We start from the raw sequence: 22,152 nt of genomic DNA, 5'->3' as shown, positions 1-22,152 counted from the left end.
CATGGGCGATGTGCTGGTGGCGCGGGGACTGGTCAAGTCGTACGGCGGAGTACGGGCGTTGGACGACGTGGGCCTGCGGCTGCGCGGCGGCGAGGTGCATGCGCTGGTCGGGGAGAACGGCGCGGGCAAGTCGACGCTGGTGCGGATCGTGTCGGGGACGGCGGCGGCGGACGCCGGGGAGGTGCGGACGGAGCCGGGCACGCGGATCGCCGTCGTCTCACAGGAGTTGAGCCTGTTTCCCGACTTGACCGTGCGGGAGAACCTCTTCCCCATGCGGCCTCCCCGCACCCGCCTCGGCCTGCTCGACCGAGGCGCGATGGACCGTTCGTCCAAGCCGGTCCTCGCCGAACTGGGCCTGGACGTGGACCTGGGCGCGAGGCTCGGCGAACTCCCGCTGACCGACCAGCAGTTGACGGAGATCGCCCGCGCCCTGCTGCTCGACCCGCAGCTGCTGATCCTCGACGAACCGACGTCGGCGCTGCCCGCCGCGGCCGTCGACCGACTGGAGCGGGTGCTGCGCACGCTCACCGGGCGGGGCATCGCCGTCCTGTACGTCACCCACTTCCTGGCGGAGGTGATGCGCTTCGCGCAGCGGGTGACGGTCCTGCGGGACGGGCGGGTGGCGCTGCCCGGGGCGCGCCGGGCCGACGTCGACGTGCCCGAGCTGGTGACGGCGATGCTGGGCGGCAGCCCCGAGCCTCCGGTACGGCGGACCCGGACCGCGGTCGATCTGCCGCCACCGGTGGTGCTGTCCGGGGTGTGTGTGCCGGGGCGGCTCGCGGACGTGACCTTCAGTGTGCGGGCGGGCGAGGTGGTCGGGGTCGCGGGGTTGCAAGGGGCGGGGCATCTGGCCGCGTTGGAGGTGGTGTGCGGTCGTACGGCGGTCTCGGCGGGCCGGGTGGACGTCGGCGGGCGCGGGCGGCCTCGCTCGCTGCGGGACGCCGTCCGCGCGGGGCTCGCCTTTGTGCCCAGCGACCGCAAGCGGTACGGGCTGATGGTCGACCGGACGGTGTGGGAGAACGCCACCGCGGTGAGCTGGCTGGCACTCGGGCGCGGCGGAATCGCTCCCTCGCGCGCCGAACTGGTACGGCGGACCATGGAGCTGACGGAGCGTCTGCGACTGCGAGGTGGACCGTACGATCCGGTGGCGCGGCTGTCCGGGGGGAACCAGCAGAAGGTCGTCTTCGCCAAGTGGCTCGCGACCGAGCCGAGGATCGTCGTGCTGGACGATCCGACGCGAGGGGTCGATGTCGGGGTGCGGTCCGAAATGCACACGATCATCGGGGAGTTGGCGTCCGGCGGAGCTGCCGTGCTGCTCGCCTCCACCGATCTCGCGGAGCTGACCGAGGTGTGCGACCGGGTGCTGGTGTTCGTGCGCGGGCGGGTCGTGGGTGAGGTGCGTGGGGAGCGGCTGACGGAGCACGGTCTGGCGGTGGCGATGCAGCAGGGTTTGCCGACGTCACGATGACAGGGCTCGGGTGAGTGCGCGCGCCGCCGCGCACACCCTCGCCCCCACGCGGTCGACGTCGAGGCGCCGGGTGCCGCCGGTGACGGAGATCGCGGCGATCGGGCGGGAGCCCGGACCGTGGGCGTAGACGGGGGCCGCGACAGCGGAGACGCCGATCTCGGCCTCCTCCAGGTTGACGCCGTAGCCACGGGCCCGGGTCAGGGCGAGGTCGCGGGCGAGCTGGCCGGGGAGCACCAGGGTGCGCGGGGTCAGCCGGGGCAGCACGCGGCGCGGCGGGCGGGGGTCCAGGGCGAGGAACACCTTGCCGGTGGCCGTGCAGTGGGCGGGCAGCCGGCCTCCGGTGCGCGAGACGATCGGGGTGGCGCGGCGGCCGGTGACCTTCTCCAGGAAGAGGGTGTCGGTGCCGTCGGGGACGGCGAGGTGCACATTCTCGTGCGTGGCCTCGTGCAGATCGCCGAGGTAGGGCAGGGCCGCGTCCCTCAACTCGCACACGGACAGGGCGGACTGGCCCAGCACGAAGAGGCCGAGGCCGATGCGGTAACTGCCCTCCGCCGTACGCTCCATCAGCCCGAGCCGGACCAGTTCACCGAGGAGCCGGTGGGCGGTGGGCTTGGGCAGGCCGGTGCGCAGGGCCAGTTCGGCGAGGGTGAGTGGCGTACCGGAGTCCCCGCAGGCGCGCAGTAACGCCGCCCCGCGCGCGAGCACCGACTTGGGCGGCGGACGGTCCGTCATGGACCGATGGTCGGGGTCGGAGGGCGGGGTGACAAGATGCGCGGCGCTGTGAGTCCCCTATGGCCCGAGGGGTACGTCGATCAGCAGCGGGCCCGTCAACTTCGCTGCGCCTGCCACCAGTTCACGTAAATGGTCGGCACTCTCGGCGCGTACCGCGTCGACCCCGAAGAAGCCTGCCGCCCGGGTGAAGTCCAGTTGCCCGAGTTCCGTGCCGGGGCAGCTGCCCTGGCCGCCCATCGCCGCGTAAGTGTCCTGGAGGGTGCGGTAGGCGCCGTTGCCCAGGACGACGAACAGGACGGGGGTCTTCAGGCGGGCCGCGCTCCACAGGCCCTGGAGGCCGAACAGGGCGCTGCCGTCGCCCAGTACGGCGACCACGGGACGGTGCGGTTCGGCGAGGGCTCGGCCGACCGCGGCGCCGATGCCCCAGCCGAGGCCGCCGCCGACGGTGTGGGTGTAGCTGCCGGGGCGGGTGAGTCGTACGAGCCTTCTCAGGAGCAGACCCACGGTGATGGCCTCTTCGACGACCACGGAGTCCGGGGGGAGTGCGCGGGCGACGGCGTGGGCCGCGGCCCAGGGTGCGAGGGGGGCCTTGGAGTAGGCGGCGCGGGCGGCGGCATCGGCTCTGTCGCGGTCGGCGGTGTGGCGGTCGCCTGCGCGCAGGACGCGGGTTTTGGCCGTGTGTGCGGGGACTCGGTCGCGCAGCAGCTCGGCCAGGTGGGTCAGGGAGGGTTTCAGGGCTCCTACGTGGCCGGTCTCGGCGGGGAAGTTGCGGCCGATCTCGTCGGGGTCGGAGTCGAGTTGGACGACGGTGAGGTGGGGTGGGAGCGCGGGGCCCGGGCTGTAGTGGTGGGGGGTGAAGGCGTGGGCGCCGGCGATGAGGACCGCGTCGTGCGGGGCCAGGGTCTCCCGGATGGCTTCGTGGCGTGGGGGGAGCATGCCGGCGTACAGGGGGTGCGTCGTCGGGAAGTCGAGGCAGTCGGCCATCGGCTGGTGGTGCACGGGGGCGCCGCAGGTCTCGGCCACGCGTACCAGTGCGTCCAGGGCGCCCTCTCGGCCTACGCCGTCCCCTGCGACGATCACCGGGCGGGCGGCTCCGGCCAGCAGGTGGGCGGCGCGTTCCAGGCCCGGTGCGGGGCCCTGGGGTGGGGTGGGGGTGCGGGGTGGGACGTCCACCTCGGTGTTCTCGGTGAGCAGGTCCATGGGGATGGAGAGGAACACGGGGCCTGCGGGTGGGCGGGTGGCGAGGGCGAAGGCCCGGCGTAACGCCAGGGGGAGGTCTCGGGCGTGCTGGATGTCGTACGCCGCCTTCACCGCGGGGGCCGCCAGGGCGATGAGGTCGGCGGAGAGCATGGGGTCCTGTTGGAGGTGTCTGCGGTCCTGTTGGCCTGCGGTGACCACGAGGGGGGTGCGGGAGCGGCGGGCGTTGAGGAGGCCGATCAGGCCGTTGGCCAGGCCGGCGGCTATGTGCAGGCTGACGAAGGCGGGGCGGGCGGTGGCGCGGGCGTATCCGTCGGCCATGGCGACTACGGCGCCCTCGTGGACGCCGAGGATGTATTCGGGCGGATCTTTTGCGGCCGACAGGGCGGCCAGGAACGGTAGTTCCGTGGTGCCGGGGTTGCCGAAGATGCGGTCCACGCCCTCGCCTTGGAGGATCTCCAGGAGGGCGAGGGCGGGACGGGTTCCCATGCGGGGCTCCTCGGGACGGGATCGCTTCGCGGTCAGCGTCGGTGAGCGGTCGCGTGAGGAGCAAGCCGTGCGTGTCGCTCAGCGGTACGACTCCCCTCACGCGTCCCCGATCACGCGTCCCGGAACCGCTCCCCCTTCTCCGCCATCTCCACCAGCAGCGTCGGCGGTGTGAAGCGGTCGCCGTAGGCCTCCGCCAGTTCACGCGCGCGTGCCACGAAGCCCGGCAGGCCGCCCTCGTAGCCGTTGATGTACTGGAGGACGCCGCCCGTCCAGCCGGGGAAGCCGATGCCGAAGATGGAGCCGATGTTGGCGTCCGCCACCGAGGTCAGGACCTTCTCCTCCAGGAGGCGGACCGTGTCCAGGGCCTCCGAGAAGAGCATGCGTTCCTGCATGTCCTTGAAGGGGATCTCGGTGCCCTCGCGCGTGAAGTGTTCGCGCAGGCCCGGCCAGAGGCCCGCTCGCTTGCCTTCCTCGTCGTAGTCGTAGAAGCCCGCTCCCCCGCTGCGGCCCGGCCTGTCGAACTCGTCGACCATGCGGTCGATCACGGCCTCCGCGGGGTGCGTCGGCCAGGTGCCGCCCGCTTCCTCGACGGCTCGCTTGGACTCGTTGCGGATCTTGCGCGGGAGGGTGAGCGTCAGCTCGTCCATGAGGGAGAGGACCTTCGCCGGGTAGCCCGCCTGGGCCGCCGCCTGTTCGACGGAGGCCGGCTCGATGCCCTCGCCCACCATCGCCACGCCCTCGTTGATGAAGTGGCCGATCACCCGGGAGGTGAAGAAGCCGCGTGAGTCGTTGACCACGATCGGGGTCTTCTTGATCTGGCGCACCAGGTCGAAGGCCCTGGCCAGCGCCTCCTGGCCGGTCCGCTCACCCTTGATGATCTCGACCAGCGGCATCTTGTCGACCGGCGAGAAGAAGTGCAGGCCGATGAAGTCCGACTGGCGTTCCACGCCTTCGGCCAGGACCGTGATGGGGAGAGTGGACGTGTTGGAGCACAGCAGGGCGTCCGGCTCGACGATGTGCTGGATCTCCTGGAAGACCTTGTGCTTGAGCTCCGGGTTCTCGAAGACCGCCTCGATCACCGCGTCACAGCCCGCCACGTCCTGCGGGTCGGCCGTCGGCTTGATGCGGGCCAGCAGCTCGTCCGCCTTCTCCTGGGTCGTACGACCCCTGCTCACCGCCTTCGCGCACAGCTTCTCGGAGTAGGCCTTGCCCTTGGTCGCCGCTTCCGGCGACACGTCCTTGAGGACCACCTCGATGCCCGCGCGGGCGCACGAGTACGCGATGCCCGCGCCCATCATCCCGGCGCCCAGCACGGCGACCTTGCGGACCTGGCGCGGTTCGATGCCCTTGGGGCGGTTGGCGCCGGAGTTGACGGCCTGGAGGTCGAAGAAGAACGCCTGGATCATGTTCTTCGAGGTCTGCCCGGCGGCCAGTTCGACGAAGTAGCGCGCCTCGATGACCTGCGCGGTCTCGAAGTCGACCTGGGAGCCCTCCACGGCCGCCGCGAGGATGTTGCGCGGGGCCGGGTAGGGGGCGCCGTTGGTCTGCTTGCGCAGACTGGCCGGGAAGGCGGGCAGGTTGGCCGCGAACTTGGGGTTCGCGGGGGTGCCGCCGGGGATGCGGTAGCCGGGCCTGTCCCAGGGCTGCTGGGACTCGGGGTTGGCCTCGATGAAGGCGCGGGCCTTGGCGAGCAGCTCCTCCTGGGTGGCGGCCACGTCGTCGACGAGGCCGTTCTGGAGGGCGCGCTGCGGGTTGTACTGCGTGCCCTGGAGCAGCACCTTGAGGAGCGCGTCGGCGATGCCGAGCAGGCGGACGGTGCGGACCACGCCGCCTCCGCCCGGGAGCAGGCCGAGGGTGACCTCGGGGCAGCCGATCTTCGAGCCGGGCGCGTCGAGGGCAATGCGGTGGTGACAGGCGAGCGCGATCTCGTAACCGCCGCCGAGGGCCGCGCCGTTGAGAGCGGCGACGACCGGCTTGCCGAGGGTCTCGATCCGGCGCAGATTGCGCTTGATCGCCATGCCGCCGTCGAACAGCTCCTGCGCGGTCTCGGGGGTGACCCGGATCAGATCGCGCAGGTCGCCGCCGGCGAAGAAGGTCTTCTTGGCGGAGGTGATGATGACACCGCGGATGGTGTCCTTCTCGGCCTCCAGGCGATCGGTGACCTGCGCGAGGGAGTCGCGGAAGGCCTGGTTCATGGTGTTGGCGGACTGGTTGGGGTCGTCGATGACGAGGGTGACGACCCCGGCGCGGTCCTGTTCCCAGCGGATGGTGGAAGTCATGAGGGGATCTCCGTAGAAGTCTCGTGTGGCCGCTGGGGTCTTCAGATGCGTTCGACGATGGTGGCGATGCCCATGCCACCGCCCACGCAGAGGGTGGCGAGGCCGTAGCGCTTGTCCTGGCGCTCCAGTTCGTCGACGAGCGAACCGAGGATCATCGCGCCGGTGGCGCCGAGCGGGTGGCCGAGGGCGATGGCGCCGCCGTTGACGTTGACCTTGTCCAGCGACAGGCCCATGTCCTTGACGAAGCGCAGGACGACCGCCGCGAAAGCCTCGTTGATCTCGACGAGGTCGATGTCGTCGATGGTCAGCCCGGCCTTCGCCAGGGCCTTGCGGGTGGCCGGGGCCGGGCCGGTGAGCATGATCGTGGGCTCGGAGCCGGAGACCGCGGCGGACACGATCCGCGCGCGCGGGGTGAGTCCGTAGCGCTCGCCGACCTCCTTGGAGCCGATGGCGACCAGCGCGGCGCCGTCCACGATGCCGGAGGAGTTGCCCGCGTGGTGGACGTGGTCGATCTTCTCGACCCAGTGGTACTTCTGCAGCGCCACCGCGTCGAAGCCGCCCAGGTCGCCGATGTCCGCGAAGGACGGCTTCAGCTTGGCCAGGGAGTCGGCCGTGGTGCCGGGACGCATGTGCTCGTCGTGGTCGAGGACGACCAGGCCGCTGCGGTCCTTCACCGGGACGAGCGACTTCTCGAAGCGGCCCTCCTTCCAGGCCGTCGCCGCCCGCTCCTGCGAGAGGGCCGCGTACTCGTCGACGTCCCGCCGGGAGAATCCCTCGATGGTGGCGATCAGGTCGGCGCCGATGCCCTGCGGCACGAAGTTGACGGCGAGGTTGGTCATCGGGTCGTTGAACCAGGCGCCGCCGTCCGAGGCCATCGGCACCCGGGACATGGACTCCACACCGCCCGCGAGGACGAGGTCCTCCCAGCCCGAACGGACCTTCATCGCGGCCATGTTGACGGCCTCGAGGCCCGACGCACAGAAGCGGTTCTCCTGTACGCCGGCCACCGTGTCCGGAAGTCCGGCGGCGACGGCGGCGATCCGGGCGATGTCGGAGCCCTGGTCGCCGACCGGGCCGACGACGCCCAGCACGATGTCGTCGACGGCCGCCGGGTCCAGGCCGGGGAAGCGGTCGCGGATCTCGTGGATGAGTCCGACAACCAGGTCGATGGGCTTGGTGCCGTGCAGGGCGCCGTTCGCCTTGCCGCGCCCGCGCGGGGTGCGGATCGCGTCGTACACATACGCTTCGGTGCTCACAGGGAAGCCTTTCGGTGAGGGTCAGCCCAGCAGGGAACGGCCGATGATCTCCTTCATGATCTCGGTCGTCCCGCCGTAGATGGTCTGGATGCGTCCGTCGGTGAAGGCCCGGGCGACGGGGTATTCGCTCATATAGCCGTAGCCGCCGTGCAGTTGCAGACAGCGGTCGGCGACCCGCTTCTGGAGTTCGGTCGCCCACCACTTCGCCATGGAGGCGTGCACAGCGTCGAGCTCCGCGGCCGAGTGGTCCTCGATACAGCGGTCGAGGAAGGTGCGGGTGACGGCGCACTCGGTGGCCATCTCCGCGATCTCGAACCGGATGTGCTGCTTGGTCGCCAGGGGCCGGCCGAAGGCCTCGCGCTCCTTGACGTACTCCGTGGTGATCTCCAGCAGGTGTTCGGCGGCGGCGATCGCGGAGACGGCGATGCTCAGGCGCTCCTGGGCGAGGTTCGTCATCAGGTGCACGAACGCGCCGTTGAGCTCGCCGAGGAGGTTCTCCTTGGGCACGCGCACGTCATGGAAGAACAACTCGGCCGTGTCCTGCGCCTTCTGGCCGATCTTGTCGAGGTTGCGGCCGCGCTCGAAGCCCTCCATGCCGCGTTCGACGACCAGCAGGGACAATCCGTGCGCACCGCCCTCCGGAGTCGTCTTCGCCACCACGATCACCAGGTCGGCAAGGATGCCGTTGGAGATGAACGTCTTCGAGCCGTTGAGCAGCCAGTGGTCGCCGCGGTCCTCGGCGTGCGTCCGGATGCCCTGGAGGTCGGATCCGGCGCCGGGTTCGGTCATGGCGATGGCCGTGATCAGCGAGCCGTCGCAGAAGCCGGGCAGCCAGCGGCGCCTCTGCTCCTCGGTGGCGAGGCCGGTCAGATACGGGCCGATGATGTCGTTGTGCAGGCCGAGCGCGAGCCCGGGAGCGCCCGCGCGCGTGAACTCCTCGGCGAGTACGGCGCTGTAGCGGAAGTCGGCGGTGCCGCCGCCCCCGTACTCCTCGGGCACGGCGAGGCCGAGCAGACCCTGCTTTCCGGCCGCGCGCCAGGCGTCGCGGGAGGCGATGCCGTCCTTCTCCCACTGCTCGTAGAACGGCAGCACCTCTTTGGCGAGGAAGCTGCGCACGGTCTCGCGGAACGCGTCGTGCTCGTCGGAGAAGATCCGCCGCTTCATTCGAGGCCCTTCATCAGGTCGGGTACGTCCCAGTCGCGCGCCACGTCCGCGGTGTCGGCGCCGGGCTGCGCGGGCCCTGAGCGGACGGCGGTGGGGGTAGCGGAGAAGCGGGGCGCGGGGGCGGGCTGGGTGATGCCGCCGTGGTCGGTGAAGGTGCCACGGGCGGCCAGATGCGGATCGTGCGGGGCCTCGGTCAGCGAGAGGACGGGCGCCACGCAGGCGTCGGAGCCCTCGAAAACGGTCGTCCACTCGTCTCTGGTACGGCTCTTGAAGCGGGCGGCGACCGCCTCGCGCAGCTCGCCCCAGCGCGTCCAGTCCTTGCGTGCCGGCGCCTGGTCCTCGATGCCGAGCAGGCGCACGAACTCGGCGTAGAACTGCGGCTCCAGGGCGCCGACCGCCATGTACTTGCCGTCGGCGGTCTCGTACGTGCCGTAGTACGGGCAGCCGCCGTCGAGGAGGTTGGCGGCGCGGCGGTCCTGCCAGCCGCCGGCGGCGAGCATGCCGTGGATCATCGCAGCGAGATGGGCGGTGCCGTCCACGATCGCGGCGTCCACGACCTGGCCGGCGCCGGTCGCGCGCGCGTGGTGCAGGGCGGCGAGGACGCCGACGACGAGATAGAGGGAGCCGCCCGCGTAGTCGCCGAGGAGGTTCGCCGGGGCGGGCGGGGGTTCGTCGGGGGCGCCGATCATGCCGAGGGTGCCGGTGAGCGCGATGTATGCGATGTCGTGGCCGGCGCGCTGAGCGAGGGGGCCGTCCTGGCCCCAGCCGGTCATCCGGCCGTAGACGAGCCGTGGGTTGCGGGCCCGGCAGTCCTCGGGGCCCACGCCGAGGCGTTCGGCGACGCCGGGGCGGTAGCCCTCGATCAGGATGTCGGCGCGGGCGGCGAGGTCGAGCACGCGCGCGGGGCCTTCGGGGGCCTTCAGGTCGACGATCACCGAGCGCTTGTTGCGGTTGGTGACGTCGTACGCGGGATCGATCGCGAGTCCGGGGCCCCCGGGCCGGTCCACGCGGACGACATCGGCGCCGAGGTCGGCGAGGAGCATCGCGGCGAACGGGCCGGGCCCGATACCGGCCAGCTCCACGACGCGCACGCCGGTGAGCGGGCCGTCTCCTGGCGTCTTTGCCATCCGGTCCCCAGGGTTGGTGTGACACTACTGATGTAACACCAAGGATGTTAGGAACTTGTTCCAGTGAGCACAAGACCTGGGCGAGCAAGCGCTTAGTGAAAGTTTCGGCGCCCGCTCAGCCGCCGTCCAGTTCCGCTATGAGCCGCTTCGGCGCGATGGTGCGGTAGCTCTCCTCCACCCAGTCGCACAGCAGCTCGGCCGTCGGGGCGCCCTTCTGCTCCAGCGGGATGCTCACCCAGCCGGACTTGCCGAGGCCGTAGCCGGCCGGTTCGGCGCCGGGGCAGGTCAGCGCGTGGGCGTGGGCCGCCTCGTCCTTGAGCTTCACGGTGAGGCCCAGCGGATAGCTGCCGTCGTCGACGCCGAGGAAGACGAACACCTTCTTGTTGACCTTCGCGACGGTCTCGCCCCAGGGGAACTCCTCGGTCGCGCCGGGCATGCCCAGGGCGAACTGGCGTACTTTCTCCCACTTCTTCAGGGCGTTCCGGTCCACGGCCATCCGCTGCCTCCAGGGCTCGTCGTCGGGCTCCGCACTCCTCACGCTAGCCTCGGCCACCGACAACGGCGCGTGGTGCGGGACCGAGAGGTGTCATGAGCAGGCTGAGCAAGACGGACCGTCCCTACGACATCGTGCTCTTCGGAGCCACCGGCTTCGCCGGGGCGCTCACCGCGGAGTACCTCGCGGCGCATGCGCCCGACGGGCTGCGCTGGGCGATCGCGGGCCGCGACGAGACGAAGCTGGAGCGGCTGCGCGAACGGCTGCCCGGCGGCGAGCGGGTCGGCGTCCTGCGCGCGGACGTCGCGGACCCCGCCTCGCTGTGGGAACTCGCCCGGCACGCGCGCGTGGTGGCCACGACGGTGGGCCCCTATGTGAAGTACGGCGAGGAGCTCGTCGCCGCCTGCGCGGACAGCGGCACGGACTATCTCGACCTCAGCGGTGAGCCGGAGTTCGTGGACCTGATGTACGTCCGCCATGACGCACGCGCGCGTGAGACCGGCGCCCGGATCGTCCACGCGGCAGGGTTCGACTCCGTGCCGCACGATCTGGGCGTGTACTTCACGGTCCGGCAGTTGCCGGAGGGCGTGCCGTTGTCGGTGGACGGGTTCGTGACCGCCAACGCCATGTTCTCGGGCGGGACGTTCGCCTCGGCGCTGGGCCAGTTTGCGCGCGGACGCCAGATGATCGCCGCCGCGCGGGACCGTCACCGGCACGAGCCGCGCCTTGTCGGCCGCCGGGCCCTCGCCCTGACCGGCGCGCCCCGGTACGCCGGGGAGGTCGGCGCCTGGGCCCTGCCGCTGCCGACCATCGACCCGCAGATCGTGCGCCGCTCGGCGAAGGCCCTGGAGCGCTACGGTCCCGACTTCCGGTATCGGCACTACGCGGCCGTACGGCATCTGCCCGTCGCGGTGGCCGGTGTGGTGGGCGTGGGCGGCCTCGCCGCCGCCGCCCAACTGCCGCCCGCCCGCCGGTGGCTGTCGGACCGGCTCAGGCCCGGGGACGGCCCGAGCCCGGAGAAGCGGGCGAAGAGCTGGTTCTCGGTGCGTTTCGTCGGACAGGGCGGTGGCCGCCGGGTCTTCACCGAGGTCTCGGGCGGCGACCCCGGCTATGACGAGACGGCGAAGATGCTCGCCGAGTCGGCGCTCTGCCTGGCCTTCGACGAACTGCCGCCCACGGCCGGGCAGATCACCACAGCCGTGGCCATGGGCGACGCGCTGACGGAACGGCTCCAGCGCGCGGGGATCGTGTTCCGGGTAGCCGCGAGCCGGTAGGTCCCTACAGCGGCCACTGAGCCACGGTGTAGATCATCCCGCAGATCCAGGCCAGCCCCGCAAGCACGGCAAGGACGAGCGCGGCCGTCACGGCCCGCTCGACGGGGCGGTTGGGGTCGGCAAGGGGCTTCGGGGAGCGTTGGGAGGTCATACGGTGGGACGTCATGCGCCCAGCCTGTCGAGCGAACCGGGCGCGGACATCCGTACGGGTACTCAGACGACGTACTCAGACTGACTCGGACGGGGGCCAGTCCCCCAGCGCGGCTTCGAGGCGGTCCCGGAGAGCGGGATCTTCCGACGCGGCCGCGAGCCGGCAGGCGAGCGGACCGATCTCCCAGCCCGCGTGATAGTCGAAGTACGGCGGAGGACCTGCCGCGTTGTGGGCGAGCTTGCCCACCAGCTCCGCGAGCCGGAACACCAGCTGGTTCTCGGCGTCGATTCCGGCGCCCCGTACCCGTCCGAAGAGCTCGCTGCCACGGCTCCACTCGTCCCGGTCGGCCGCCATGGCCAGCACGGCATCGAGTTCCGGTGTCCGGTCCCCCTCCGCGACGGCCGCTTCGAGCACACGGCCCGCCCAGGCCACCGGGTTGCGCTGGGCCTCGAAGAGGGTGCGCCCCCATGACCGGCGCTTGTCCGCCCGCGCTTGTGCGGCGAGTCGTTCGTTCGGAGCCGTCGCCTCGCGCAGCGCCCGCCTGCACAGCGCGTCCGCTCTGCGTGTCGTCTCCGGGAGGCGGTAGGTCGGGGTGAGGGCGAGGGTGTGGGTGCAGGCGTTGTTGAGGGTGATGCGGTGGCCGACCGATACGAAGACCGGCTTGACGGCGTCCCGGGTGCGCAGGGCGCGGCCTACCTCCTCGGTGCCGGAGACCAGCGGGGACGAGGCTCCTCGCGCTGCGTCCGGCTCGTCGTAGGAGAAGGTGAAGGGGTTCTTGGCGACGCCGATGGTGGGCAGCCCGGTGAGGACGCCGAGGTGGCTGGCGAGGCCGAAGCGGCGGGGGTGGGCGAGGCCGTAGCCGTCGCAGACCACAAGGCCCGGCGGGCACGGCAGGGCGTCCAGGGCGGCCAGGACCGTGGGGATCTCCCGGAAGGCGAGCAGGCCCGGCACGTACGGGAAGGAGATCCGGCCGACGGCCGTCGCCTCCGCGACCACCTCCAGCGTGGCCGCGTCCAGGACGACTGCCGCTGCCGCCACGACGTCCAGCTCGTCGTCGTAGGCCACGTCGACGCCGGTGACATGCCCGGTGCCGGGCGGTGGGCCCGGCTCGTCGAGCACCACGCGTGCGCGTAGCTCGTCCTGGACGGCGCGGGCGTCTTCCTCGGTGGCGGGCCAGCCCGCGGGGATGCGTACGGTCGTCATGATGCGGACGAGCGTACGGGCCCCGGTGTCAGCTCTTCCCACCCAGGGCACGCTTGAGCTGGCTCTTGTTCATGTCCGAACGGCCCTGGATGTTACGGCGCTTGGCCTCCTCGTAGAGCTGGTCGTACGTAGGGCCCTGGGAGCCCTGGCCGGACCGCTGGCCGCCCCGCTTGCCGGACGACATGTCCTCGGTCGAGGTGCGGCTGGCCGTCTTGGACTCGCCGGAGCGGGCGCGTTCCTTGTTCACCGTGCGCGAGGCGATCTCCTTGGCCCGCTCGGTGCTCTCGCCGCGCTCCTGCGCGCTCTCCTTGATGTGCTCGTACTGCCGCTCCCGCTTGGGGCTCGAACCGCGTGGCATGTGCGCTCACTCCTCTCACGGTCAGCGGCCGAGTACCCACATTCCGGGATCACCTCGCGAGGCGTGCCACGCGCCCCTTCTCGCCCGCGGCCCAGCAGGCCCCGTCGGCGGTGCAGTCGACGGTGTCGTACGAGCCGGTGTCGACGGTCCGCCAGTTGCGGCCGCCGTCGGTCGTCAGGTCCGTGCCGGTGGGGCCGACCGCGAGGGCGGCGGTGCGGCTGTGCGGGAGCCAGGCGACGCCGGAGCGGTAGGCCGGCACCGGGGTAGTGGCCGGCCGCCATCCCGCGCCGCCGTCCGTGCTGCGGGCCGCCGCGCTCGGGGAGGTCTGGTCCGGGCGGTAGTCGCCGCCGACGGCGAGGCCGTGGGCCCGGTCGCGGAAGGCAAGGGCGAACACGCCCCGGGCGGGGTCGCCGGCCGGGATCGGGGTGTCGGCGGCCGTCCAGGTCCGTCCGCGGTCGGCGGAGTGCAGCACACGCGCGCGTGCGGCGCCGCCGGTGGCCAGCCAGACGTCCTTCGGCCCGGCAGTCACCAGGCACTGGCCACTGGCCGCGAACCCGGCCTCGCCGTCCAGCGCTGCGGGCATCCCCTCGCTGGGCAGAACCGTCCAGGAGCGGCCGCCGTCGGCGGTCGACAGGATGCGGAACCTGCCGTCCACCGGGTCGCTCATCGCGAGGCCGTGGCGGCGGTCGAAGAAGGCCATGCAGTCGTAGAAGGCGCGCGGATCGGTGTTGCGGAAGGCCTCGGTCCAGGTCGCTCCGCCGTCCTCGGTGCGGTACACCCGGGACGCCTCGCCCTCGCCGATGGCGAGCACGACGGCCCGACGCGCGTCGAACGCCTCGACGTCCCGGAACTGGAGCTCCCCGGCGCCCGGCGGAGAGACGTTCCGCCAGCTCGCCCCGCCGTCCGTCGTCCGCAGGACCGTGCCGGCGCTCCCGGCCAACCAGGCGGTGTCCCGGTCGACGGCCGCGAGCCCGCGGAACCGTACCGTCGGGCTGCCGGTGTCCTTCGGTTCCCAGTGCGCGGGCTCGTGCGCCTGCGCGGGTACGGCCGTCAGCGCGGCCAGCGCCGCCGCGCACACCACCCCCGCGGCCGTCGTACGAAACGTGCGTCCCCACCGTCGCGTGTTCCCCAAGGCCCTCATGGCGGGCGAAGCTAGCCCACCCCCACAGCGCCGTCCAGACCGCCTCATACGGCCTGAACAAGACCAGGAGGCCAACCACGTCACTCCCGTGCATGAAAGGCGGTGACCGAGGTCACTCGCCCTCCGTGTGCACGGATTCGTCGATTCCGTCGTCTCTTACAGTGCCCGGCCTCATCCGCCCGGAGCCACGTCCAGCCGTCGCAAGGGAGCAAGGCGTTGTCCTACGTCATCGAGCAGCCCGTAGAGGCCCGTCTCGTCGCCGCCGCGCCGCGGATGCCGAGCATTCCCGCCACGCTGCACTACGACCGGCGCGACCCGTTCGCCGTCCGCATGACCTTCCCGGCCCCGGCCACCCTGGAGGGCGTGGAGGTCTGCTGGACCTTCAGCCGCGAACTCCTCACCGAGGGCCAGCGGGAGAGCGTCGGCCACGGCGACGTCCGCGTCCGGCCCTACGGCTACGACCGCACGGTCCTGGAGTTCCACGCCCCCGAAGGCACGGCCGTCGTCCATGTCCGCAGCAGCGAGATCCGCCGCTTCCTGGACGCCACCGGCGAACTGGTGCCGGTCGGCCTGGAGCACCTCCAGCTCGACCTGGACCACGACCTGGCCGAACTGATGCGGGACGCCTGCTAGCGGAAGGCGGCCCCCGACGGCGGGCCACTTAATCCCGACGGCCGCCGTTTTAATTCCGTTGACAGCCTCCCGGGCCCCTCCTACGGTGTATATCGGTCCTGTTGCCGTCGATTGGAGAAGGACGTTGCTCGTCTGAGGTCCTGAGACACCGCTGTCACACCCCTGAGGTGTGGCTGCCGCGTGCGACCTCGGTGTTCGAGCCGTCCTCCGGTACAGGGCTTTTCTCATGCCCCGCCGAGGCCTCCCCGCGGGTCGCAGGTGTCTCGATACGCGTTTGCCCTTGATCGCTTCGAGCAACCGCGGAGGCCCGCATGTCAAGTTCCATCACCTGCACGTCCCTTTCCTTCACCTGGCCCGACGGCACCCCCGTCTTCGAGGGCCTCGACACCGCCTTCGGCCCCGGCCGCACCGGGCTCGTCGGGGTGAACGGGTCGGGAAAATCAACCCTGTTGAAGCTCATCGCCGGTGAACTCACCCCCGCCGACGGCGCCGTCCGCGTCACCGGCGAGGTCGGCTGGCTCCCGCAGAACGTCACGCTCGACACCGCGCTGCGCGTCGACGAGGCGCTCGGCATCGCCGCCCAGCGGGCCGCCCTGCACGCCATCGAGGCCGGCGACGTGGCCGAGGAGCACTTCGAGACCGTCGGCGACGACTGGGACGTGGAAGAGCGAGCCCTCGCCACCCTCGGCGAACTCGGCCTCGGACACATCCAGTTGGACCGCACCGTCGGCGAGGTGTCGGGCGGTGAATCGGTGCTGCTGCGGCTCGCCGCGCTGCTGCTGCGAAGGCCGGACGTCCTGCTCCTGGACGAGCCGACCAACAATCTCGACCTGTACGCGCGTCGGCGGCTGTACAACGCGGTCTCCTCCTGGCCGGGCGTCCTGGTCGTGGTCAGCCACGACCGTGAACTCCTCGACCTCGTCGACCAGATCGCCGATCTGCGCTCCGGGGAGATCACCTGGTACGGCGGCAACTACTCGGCGTACGAGGAGGCGCTCGCCGTGGAACAGGAGGCGGCCGAGCGCATGGTGCGGGTCGCCGAGGCCGATCTCAAGAAGCAGAAACGCGAACTGGTCGACGCCCAGGTCAAGTTGGCCCGCCGCAAGCGGTACGGCCAGAAGATGTGGGACCAAAAACGCGAGCCGAAGATCGTCATGGGGGCGCGCAAGCGGGCGGCGCAGGAGTCCGCGGGCAAGCACCGGATCATGCACGAGGAGAAGCTCGTCGAGGCCAAGGAGCGGCTGGACGAGGCGGTGGAGGCCGTACGGGACGACGACGTGATCCGCGTCGATCTGCCGCACACGGCCGTACCGCCGGGCCGCGAGGTCCTCACGCTCCTGGATCTGGAGCTCGCCTACGGCGCGCGTGTGGCCGGTGGTTTCGATCTGCGCGGTCCTGAGCGGATCGCGCTGATCGGGCGCAACGGCGCGGGCAAGACCACGCTGCTGCGCACGATCGCCGGGGAGCTGCAGCCGGTCTCGGGCGAGGCGCGGACGCATGTGCCGATGCGCTTCCTGCCGCAGCGGCTCGATGTGCTCGACGACGAGCGGACCGTCGCCGAGAACGTGGCCCGGTTCGCGCCGGGCGCCACCAACAACCGGGTCCGGGCGCGGCTCGCCCGCTTCCTGTTCCGGGGCGCCCGCGCCGACCAGAAGGCGGCGACGCTTTCCGGCGGCGAACGCTTCCGGGCGGCGCTGGCCGCGCTGATGCTGGCCGAGCCCGCGCCGCAGCTGCTGATGCTGGACGAACCGACGAACAACCTCGACATGGCGAGCGTACGACAGCTCACCACGGCCCTGGAGTCGTACGAGGGGGCACTGATCGTGGCCAGCCACGACCTGCCGTTCCTGGAGTCGATCGGCATCACCCGCTGGCTGCTGCTCGACGGAGAACTGAAGGAAATCACGCCAGAGGCTGTCGGGTATCCCGCCTAGCTTCGAGGGCATGAGCGAGTTCATCACCATCACCGGAGCCAGGGAGAACAACCTCAAGGACGTCACGCTCCGCATCCCGAAAGGCCGGCTGACCGTGTTCACCGGCGTTTCGGGATCGGGGAAGTCCTCGGTCGTCTTCGACACGATCGCGGTCGAGTCGCAACGGCAACTGAACGAGACCTTCACCTGGTTCGTGCGCAACCGGCTGCCCAAGTACGAGCGGCCGCACGCGGAGACGCTGGAGGACCTCTCCCCCGCGATCGTCGTGGACCAGCGCCCGATCGGCGGCCACTCGCGCTCCACGGTCGGCACGATGACGGACGTCTACTCGGTGATCCGGGTGCTGTTCTCCCGGCACGGCACCCCGAGCGCCGGTCCCGCGACCGCGTACTCCTTCAACGACCCCTCGGGCATGTGCCCGGAGTGCGACGGTCTCGGGCGGGCGGTACGGCCGGACTGGGGCCGCATCCTGGACGAGGAGCGGTCGCTGGCCGACGGCGCGGTCCGCTTCCCGCCGTTCGCCGCGGGCACCTGGCAGGGGCAGGCGTACACCAACTCCGACGACCTGGACCCGCACAAGCCGGTACGCCGATTCACCGCCGCCGAGCGGGAGTTCCTGATGCACGGCAAGCCCGGCAGCAAGGTCACCGTCAAAGGCTCGGGCGGCACCTGGACCACGGAGTACGAGGGGCTCGCCGACCGTTTCGAACGGCTGTATCTGAAGCGGGACTTGTCGGCGATGAGCCAGAAGACCCGTGATCTGGTACGGGACTTCATGGTGGACGGCGTCTGCCCGTCCTGCCACGGCGCCCGTCTCAACGCGGCGGCCCTCGCCACCCGGATCAACGGCCGGACCATCGCCGACTGCACGCACATGCAGGTCACCGACCTGATCGCCGTACTGAAGGAGATCGACGACCCGGTGGCCCGGCCGATCGCCGGGGCCGCGGCGGCGGCGCTGGAGCGGATCGACGCGATCGGGCTCGGCTATCTCAGCCTGGACCGGGAGACCACCACGCTCTCCGGCGGCGAGGGGCAGCGGCTGAAGACGGTGCGGCACCTCGGCTCCAGCCTGACCGGGATGACGTACATCTTCGACGAGCCCAGCGTCGGACTGCACCCGCGGGACGTCGGGCGGCTCGGTGATCTGCTGCTGCGGCTGCGGGACAAGGGGAACACCGTGCTTGTCGTCGAGCACGACCGGGATGTCATCGCGCTCGCGGACCATGTGGTCGACATGGGTCCGCGGGCCGGCGCAGAAGGCGGACGGGTGGTGTTCGAGGGCACGCCGGACGGTCTCGCCGCCTCCGGGACGCTGACCGGGCGCTGTCTGGGCCGTCGTACCACCGTGAAGGAGGCCGTGCGGGAGGCGACGGGCGGGCTGTGGGTGAAAGGTGCGGACCGGCACAATCTGCGGGATGTCACGGTGGAGTTCCCGACCGGGGTGCTGACCGTGGTGACGGGGGTGGCCGGGTCGGGGAAGAGCACGCTGGTCGCGGAGTTGACCGGGGCGCACCCGGACGCGGTGGTCGTGGACCAGTCGTCGATCGGGATCTCGGCGCGGTCAACTCCCGCGACCTATCTGGGGATCATGGACAGCGTCCGGAAGATCTTCGCCCGGGAGACGGGCGCGGAGGCGGGGCTGTTCAGTTTCAACTCCTCGGGCGCATGCGGCACTTGTGAGGGCCGCGGCATCATTTACACCGACCTTGCCTTCATGGACCCGGTGACCACGACCTGCCACGACTGCGAGGGGCGACGCTTCAAGGACGAGGTGCTGCGGCTGACCGTCGACGGCCGCTCCATCGCGGACGTCCTGGAGATGACGGCGGGGCAGGCGCTCGACTTCTTCACCGACACAGGCGTACGGCGAAGGCTGCTCGCCCTTCGCGATGTCGGCCTCACCTACCTCACCCTCGGCCAACCGCTGTCCACGCTCTCCGGCGGCGAACGTCAGCGCATCAAGCTGGCGACCCGGCTGCACCTCAAAGGGGCGCTGTACGTCCTGGACGAGCCGACGACCGGCCTGCACCTGTCCGATGTCGACGCGCTGCTCGCCCTGCTGGACCGGCTCGTCGATGCGGGCAACACGGTCGTGGTCGTCGAGCACCACCTGGACGTCGTGGCGCACGCCGACTGGATCGTCGACCTCGGTCCGGACGGCGGACGCGACGGTGGGGACGTGATCTTCACCGGTACTCCGCGGCAGCTCCTCGACGTCCCGGACTCCTTCACCGCGGAGCATCTCAGGAGGGCCACAGCCTGGTGACGAGGGTTTTGCCGGGGTCGACCCGGCCTGCATGATGGCGGACCGGTGCCGGATGATGGGCGCCGGAACTGCCGCCGATTCGGAGAACCTCGTGCCCAGCAAGAAGGCCCTCGTCCGCCGCCCCAGCCCGCGTCTCGCCGAGGGGCTGGTGACGCATATCGAGCGGGAGAAGGTCGACGTCGACCGTGCGACGGAGCAGTGGGAGGCGTACGTCGAGGCCCTGCGCGCGCACGGCTGGGAGACGGTCGAGGTGGATCCGGCCGACGACTGCCCGGACTCGGTGTTCGTCGAGGACACGGTCGTCATGTACAAGAACGTCGCGCTGATCACCCGCCCCGGCGCCCAGGCCCGCCGCGCCGAGACCATCGGCGTCGAGGAGGCCGTCGCCTCACTCGGCTGCTCGGTGAACTGGATCTGGGAGCCCGGCACCCTGGACGGCGGCGATGTGCTGAAGGTCGGCGACACGATCTACGTGGGCCGCGGCGGGCGCACCAACGCGGCCGGCGTCCAGCAGGTGCGGGCCGCCTTCGAACCGCTCGGGGCGCGGGTGGTCGCCGTACCGGTGAGCAAGGTGCTGCATCTGAAGTCCGCGGTCACGGCGCTGCCCGACGGCACGGTGATCGGACATATCCCCAAGGTCGACCGGCCGGCGCTCTTCCCGCGTTTCCTGTCGGTGCCCGAGGAGGCCGGCGGCCATGTGGTGCTGCTCGGCGGCCACAAGCTGCTGATCTCCGCGAGCGCGCCGAAGACGGCGGAGCTACTGGCCGACCTCGGCCATGAGCCGGTCGTGGTCGACATCAGCGAGTTCGAGAAGCTCGAAGGATGTGTGACATGTCTCTCGGTGCGGATGCGCGAGTTGTATGCCTGACGAGTGAACGAGCCACTCCCCCCAGCCCCGGGACCTGCAATTCCCGGGGCTGTTTGGCATGCCCTGAACGTCCTTGGGAACCCGGTCCGAACCCGGTCTGATCAGCAGTCTTTACACCGCTCTTAACCTACGGCTACGTAACCTACGGATTCGTAGCCTACGATTCCGTAGGTTCCACTGACCGCTCGCCGGTCCGCTTCCGCTCGTGTTACGTCCCCCTGGAGTTCCCGTGACGATCACTTCCCCGCACCTCGGTAGCCCGTCCTCCGCCTGGACCGACGCCCGGCTGCTCTACGCGCTGGAGGAAGTGGTCGAGACGGAGCTGAACCGTCATCTGAAGGTCGCCAAGGACTGGATGCCGCACGAGTACGTGCCGTGGTCCGACGGCCGTAACTTCCCCGGCTTCTTCGAGGACGGCGAGGCCTGGGACAAGGAGCAGTCCAAGGTCACCGAGATCGGCCGGATCGCGCTCGTCGTGAACCTGCTGACCGAGGACAACCTCCCCAGCTACCACCACGAGATCGCCTCGCTCTTCGGCCGGGACGGCGCCTGGGGCACCTGGGTGCACCGCTGGACCGCCGAGGAGGGCCGCCACGGCATCGTGATGCGCGACTACCTCCTCGCCTCCCGCGCGGTGGACCCGGACAAGCTGGAAGCCTTCCGTATGGCCCACATGAGCGAGGGCTTCGAGTCGGACAACCGGCACTCGATGCTGCACTCGGTGGCCTACGTCGCCTTCCAGGAGCTGGCCACCCGCGTCTCGCACCGCAACACCGGCCACCAGTCGGGCGACCCGGTCTGCGACCGCATGCTGGCCCGCATCGCGACCGACGAGAACCTGCACATGGTCTTCTACCGGAACCTGCTGAAGGCCGCCTTCGAACTCGCGCCCGACCTGACCATGCAGGCGGTCCGGGACGTGATCGTCAACTTCCGGATGCCCGGCCACGGCATGCCCGGCTTCGAGCGGTTCGCCGCGCAGATGGCGATCGGCGAGGTCTACAACATGCGTATCCACCACGACGACGTGCTCCAGCCGGTGCTGCGCCACCTGAGGGTCCTGGAGATCGACGGGCTCGGCCCCGAGGGCCTCAAGGCCCAGGAGGAACTCGGCCTGTTCATGGGCGGCCTGGACGCCGAGGCCCTGAAGTTCGACGAGAAGCTGGCCGCACGCAAGGCCCGCATGGCGGCACGCGCGGCGGGCTGACGCCCTCCCGGTATTTCCCTGGGGAAGATCGCGGGCCTGCGGCATCATGCAAGCCATGGGTGAGAACAGCAGGTCGCAGCAGGCGGTCGGGTTTCTGCTCGGCCTGGTCGACGAGGAGACCGCCGCCCGGGTCCGGGCCCGCACCGGCCTGCCCGGGCCCGAGGCCCCCGAAGCGTCCGTACGGCGGCTCCAGCGCGCGTGGACGTGGTCGCGGCTGCTGCTGCCGGTCTCCCTCGCACTCTGGATCCTGGAGAACGACGACCCGACGCTCAACGCCGTGGTGTGGCGCCACCTGGAGACGGACGCCGGTCTGCGCCGCGCCGTCGTCCGCGGCATCCCGTTCGGTCCCGGCCGCACCGAACCGGTCCGGGTCGACCCCCTGCTCGTCGGCCAGGAGCCCGAGGTCCCGAAGAGTTACGTCCGCCATGGCCTCGTCGGCTGTCTGCGCGCGGTCACCTCGATGAGCGAGGGCCGCGCCGCCGCGTCCATGGTCCTCACCCGCGCCGACTGGACCACGGTCGCCGAGGCGGACGGCGAGGCTCCGCTGCCCGGCTACACGCGCTGGGCGCTGTCCGTGCGCCCTGACTGCCCGCCCTCCGTGCGCGCCGGGTTCGGCTCGCACGCCAAGTTCACGCACCGGGTGCGGCAGGCCGGCGTGCTGGAGGGACCGGCCGACTTCGCGCTGTCGTACGACCCCGCCGTCAGCGTGCTTGAGGTGCTGGCGATGGGGCAGGTGCTCTTCCCCCGGCGGGTGCCGGAGGCCGAGGACGCGCTGCGACCGCTCGTCCGGGAGCACTTGGGCGACCGTGAGGAGGCGTGGGCGGTGCTGGCGCAGCTGATGGAGACGTTCCACGGGACCGCGCCCGAGCTGGTCGTCACCGCGGGTGCCATCGCCTGACCGGCGCTGAG

At 71.1% G+C, this 22,152-nt stretch carries 18 protein-coding genes and 1 pseudogene; 8 read left to right on the top strand and 11 right to left on the bottom strand.

The annotated features are described in order from the left end of the window. Position 1 precedes the first annotated feature (1 nt). Positions 2-1,468 carry a sugar ABC transporter ATP-binding protein gene (locus OHT76_RS36255; RefSeq protein ID WP_328875093.1) on the top strand — a complete coding sequence of 489 codons (1,467 nt, stop codon included), beginning with the start codon at positions 2-4 and terminating at the stop codon, positions 1,466-1,468. On the opposite strand, the gene OHT76_RS36250 is transcribed toward OHT76_RS36255, so the two are convergent. The 7 genes from OHT76_RS36250 to OHT76_RS36220 form a co-directional block, all read right to left on the bottom strand. Further along, positions 1,460-2,200, bottom strand: coding sequence for an IclR family transcriptional regulator (locus OHT76_RS36250; RefSeq protein WP_328875092.1), 741 nt, complete (start codon positions 2,198-2,200; stop codon positions 1,460-1,462). The genes OHT76_RS36255 and OHT76_RS36250 overlap by 9 nt on opposite strands. A 57-nt stretch (positions 2,201-2,257) precedes the next feature. Next, positions 2,258-3,886, bottom strand: coding sequence for a thiamine pyrophosphate-binding protein (locus tag OHT76_RS36245; protein ID WP_328875091.1), 1,629 nt, complete (start codon positions 3,884-3,886; stop codon positions 2,258-2,260). A 110-nt stretch (positions 3,887-3,996) separates the two neighbouring features. Beyond that, on the bottom strand, positions 3,997-6,165 hold the full coding sequence (locus tag OHT76_RS36240; RefSeq protein WP_328875090.1) for a 3-hydroxyacyl-CoA dehydrogenase NAD-binding domain-containing protein: 2,169 nt from the start codon (positions 6,163-6,165) through the stop codon (positions 3,997-3,999). A gap of 41 nt (positions 6,166-6,206) precedes the next feature. Continuing rightward, positions 6,207-7,421 (bottom strand): acetyl-CoA C-acetyltransferase, encoded by a 1,215-nt coding sequence (locus tag OHT76_RS36235; RefSeq protein WP_328875089.1) that lies wholly within the window; start codon positions 7,419-7,421, stop codon positions 6,207-6,209. A 21-nt stretch (positions 7,422-7,442) separates the two neighbouring features. Further along, positions 7,443-8,585, bottom strand: a complete 1,143-nt coding sequence (locus OHT76_RS36230) for an acyl-CoA dehydrogenase family protein (protein WP_328875088.1) — start codon at positions 8,583-8,585, stop codon at positions 7,443-7,445. Beyond that, positions 8,582-9,712 (bottom strand): CaiB/BaiF CoA transferase family protein, encoded by a 1,131-nt coding sequence (locus tag OHT76_RS36225; RefSeq protein ID WP_328875087.1) that lies wholly within the window; start codon positions 9,710-9,712, stop codon positions 8,582-8,584. The genes OHT76_RS36230 and OHT76_RS36225 overlap by 4 nt, the downstream gene beginning before the upstream one ends. 115 nt (positions 9,713-9,827) lie before the next feature. Next, a complete protein-coding gene (locus OHT76_RS36220; protein ID WP_328875086.1) occupies positions 9,828-10,208 on the bottom strand; it encodes an MmcQ/YjbR family DNA-binding protein in 381 nt (126 codons plus the stop codon). 92 nt (positions 10,209-10,300) lie between these two features. Here OHT76_RS36220 and OHT76_RS36215 point away from each other — a divergent pair, with 92 nt between their 5' ends. Further along, entirely contained in the window at positions 10,301-11,479 is a 1,179-nt protein-coding gene (locus OHT76_RS36215) for a saccharopine dehydrogenase family protein (RefSeq protein ID WP_328875085.1), read from the top strand. Between the two features lie 4 nt (positions 11,480-11,483). Here the strand turns inward: OHT76_RS36215 and mmpA are convergent, their stop codons facing one another. The 4 genes and pseudogenes from mmpA to OHT76_RS36195 all read right to left on the bottom strand — a co-directional run bounded on the left by mmpA (position 11,484) and on the right by OHT76_RS36195 (position 14,332). After that, positions 11,484-11,630, bottom strand: coding sequence for a morphogenic membrane protein MmpA (mmpA, locus tag OHT76_RS36210; protein ID WP_443049943.1), 147 nt, complete (start codon positions 11,628-11,630; stop codon positions 11,484-11,486). Between the two features lie 519 nt (positions 11,631-12,149). Beyond that, positions 12,150-12,833, bottom strand: a pseudogene (locus OHT76_RS36205) (endonuclease V); the annotation flags it as partial. A gap of 28 nt (positions 12,834-12,861) precedes the next feature. Next, a complete protein-coding gene (locus tag OHT76_RS36200) occupies positions 12,862-13,191 on the bottom strand; it encodes a plasmid stabilization protein (protein WP_328875083.1) in 330 nt (109 codons plus the stop codon). Between the two features lie 49 nt (positions 13,192-13,240). Continuing rightward, on the bottom strand, positions 13,241-14,332 hold the full coding sequence (locus tag OHT76_RS36195) for a WD40/YVTN/BNR-like repeat-containing protein (RefSeq protein ID WP_328875082.1): 1,092 nt from the start codon (positions 14,330-14,332) through the stop codon (positions 13,241-13,243). Positions 14,333-14,548: 216 nt separating this feature from the next. On the opposite strand from OHT76_RS36195, the gene OHT76_RS36190 reads away from it, so the two are divergent. The 6 genes from OHT76_RS36190 to OHT76_RS36165 all read left to right on the top strand — a co-directional run bounded on the left by OHT76_RS36190 (position 14,549) and on the right by OHT76_RS36165 (position 22,141). After that, positions 14,549-14,965 (top strand): SsgA family sporulation/cell division regulator, encoded by a 417-nt coding sequence (locus OHT76_RS36190; protein ID WP_328875081.1) that lies wholly within the window; start codon positions 14,549-14,551, stop codon positions 14,963-14,965. Positions 14,966-15,276: 311 nt separating this feature from the next. Then, entirely contained in the window at positions 15,277-16,899 is a 1,623-nt protein-coding gene (locus OHT76_RS36185) for an ABC-F family ATP-binding cassette domain-containing protein (RefSeq protein WP_328875080.1), read from the top strand. A 10-nt stretch (positions 16,900-16,909) separates the two neighbouring features. Continuing rightward, positions 16,910-19,168: an excinuclease ABC subunit UvrA gene (locus OHT76_RS36180; RefSeq protein WP_328875079.1), complete on the top strand. Its 2,259-nt coding sequence runs from the start codon at positions 16,910-16,912 to the stop codon at positions 19,166-19,168. 91 nt (positions 19,169-19,259) lie between these two features. Then, positions 19,260-20,036 carry a dimethylargininase gene (gene ddaH, locus OHT76_RS36175; RefSeq protein ID WP_328875078.1) on the top strand — a complete coding sequence of 259 codons (777 nt, stop codon included), beginning with the start codon at positions 19,260-19,262 and terminating at the stop codon, positions 20,034-20,036. 229 nt (positions 20,037-20,265) lie between these two features. Further along, entirely contained in the window at positions 20,266-21,243 is a 978-nt protein-coding gene (locus OHT76_RS36170; RefSeq protein ID WP_328875077.1) for an acyl-ACP desaturase, read from the top strand. Positions 21,244-21,298: 55 nt separating this feature from the next. Then, positions 21,299-22,141 carry a hypothetical protein gene (locus OHT76_RS36165; RefSeq protein WP_328875076.1) on the top strand — a complete coding sequence of 281 codons (843 nt, stop codon included), beginning with the start codon at positions 21,299-21,301 and terminating at the stop codon, positions 22,139-22,141. Positions 22,142-22,152 lie beyond the last annotated feature (11 nt).

The sequence above is a fragment of the Streptomyces sp. NBC_00287 genome, assembly GCF_036173105.1.
GTDB lineage: Bacteria > Actinomycetota > Actinomycetes > Streptomycetales > Streptomycetaceae > Streptomyces.
Note: the sequence above shows the minus strand (reverse complement) of the source record. Positions and strands in the feature narration are given on the sequence as shown.

Bases quoted from the DNA above. Each gene is read 5' to 3' on its own strand.
- OHT76_RS36165 (WP_328875076.1), top strand. From the start codon at position 21,299: ATGGGTGAGAACAGCAGGTCGCAGCAGGCGGTCGGGTTTCTGCTCGGC.
- OHT76_RS36215 (WP_328875085.1), top strand. From the start codon at position 10,301: ATGAGCAGGCTGAGCAAGACGGACCGTCCCTACGACATCGTGCTCTTC.
- OHT76_RS36255 (WP_328875093.1), top strand. From the start codon at position 2: ATGGGCGATGTGCTGGTGGCGCGGGGACTGGTCAAGTCGTACGGCGGA.
- mmpA (WP_443049943.1), bottom strand. From the start codon at position 11,630: ATGACCTCCCAACGCTCCCCGAAGCCCCTTGCCGACCCCAACCGCCCC.
- OHT76_RS36230 (WP_328875088.1), bottom strand. From the start codon at position 8,585: ATGAAGCGGCGGATCTTCTCCGACGAGCACGACGCGTTCCGCGAGACC.
- OHT76_RS36195 (WP_328875082.1), bottom strand. From the start codon at position 14,332: ATGAGGGCCTTGGGGAACACGCGACGGTGGGGACGCACGTTTCGTACG.
- OHT76_RS36240 (WP_328875090.1), bottom strand. From the start codon at position 6,165: ATGACTTCCACCATCCGCTGGGAACAGGACCGCGCCGGGGTCGTCACC.
- OHT76_RS36200 (WP_328875083.1), bottom strand. From the start codon at position 13,191: ATGCCACGCGGTTCGAGCCCCAAGCGGGAGCGGCAGTACGAGCACATC.
- OHT76_RS36185 (WP_328875080.1), top strand. From the start codon at position 15,277: ATGTCAAGTTCCATCACCTGCACGTCCCTTTCCTTCACCTGGCCCGAC.
- OHT76_RS36220 (WP_328875086.1), bottom strand. From the start codon at position 10,208: ATGGCCGTGGACCGGAACGCCCTGAAGAAGTGGGAGAAAGTACGCCAG.
- OHT76_RS36245 (WP_328875091.1), bottom strand. From the start codon at position 3,886: ATGGGAACCCGTCCCGCCCTCGCCCTCCTGGAGATCCTCCAAGGCGAG.
- OHT76_RS36225 (WP_328875087.1), bottom strand. From the start codon at position 9,712: ATGGCAAAGACGCCAGGAGACGGCCCGCTCACCGGCGTGCGCGTCGTG.
- OHT76_RS36250 (WP_328875092.1), bottom strand. From the start codon at position 2,200: ATGACGGACCGTCCGCCGCCCAAGTCGGTGCTCGCGCGCGGGGCGGCG.
- OHT76_RS36180 (WP_328875079.1), top strand. From the start codon at position 16,910: ATGAGCGAGTTCATCACCATCACCGGAGCCAGGGAGAACAACCTCAAG.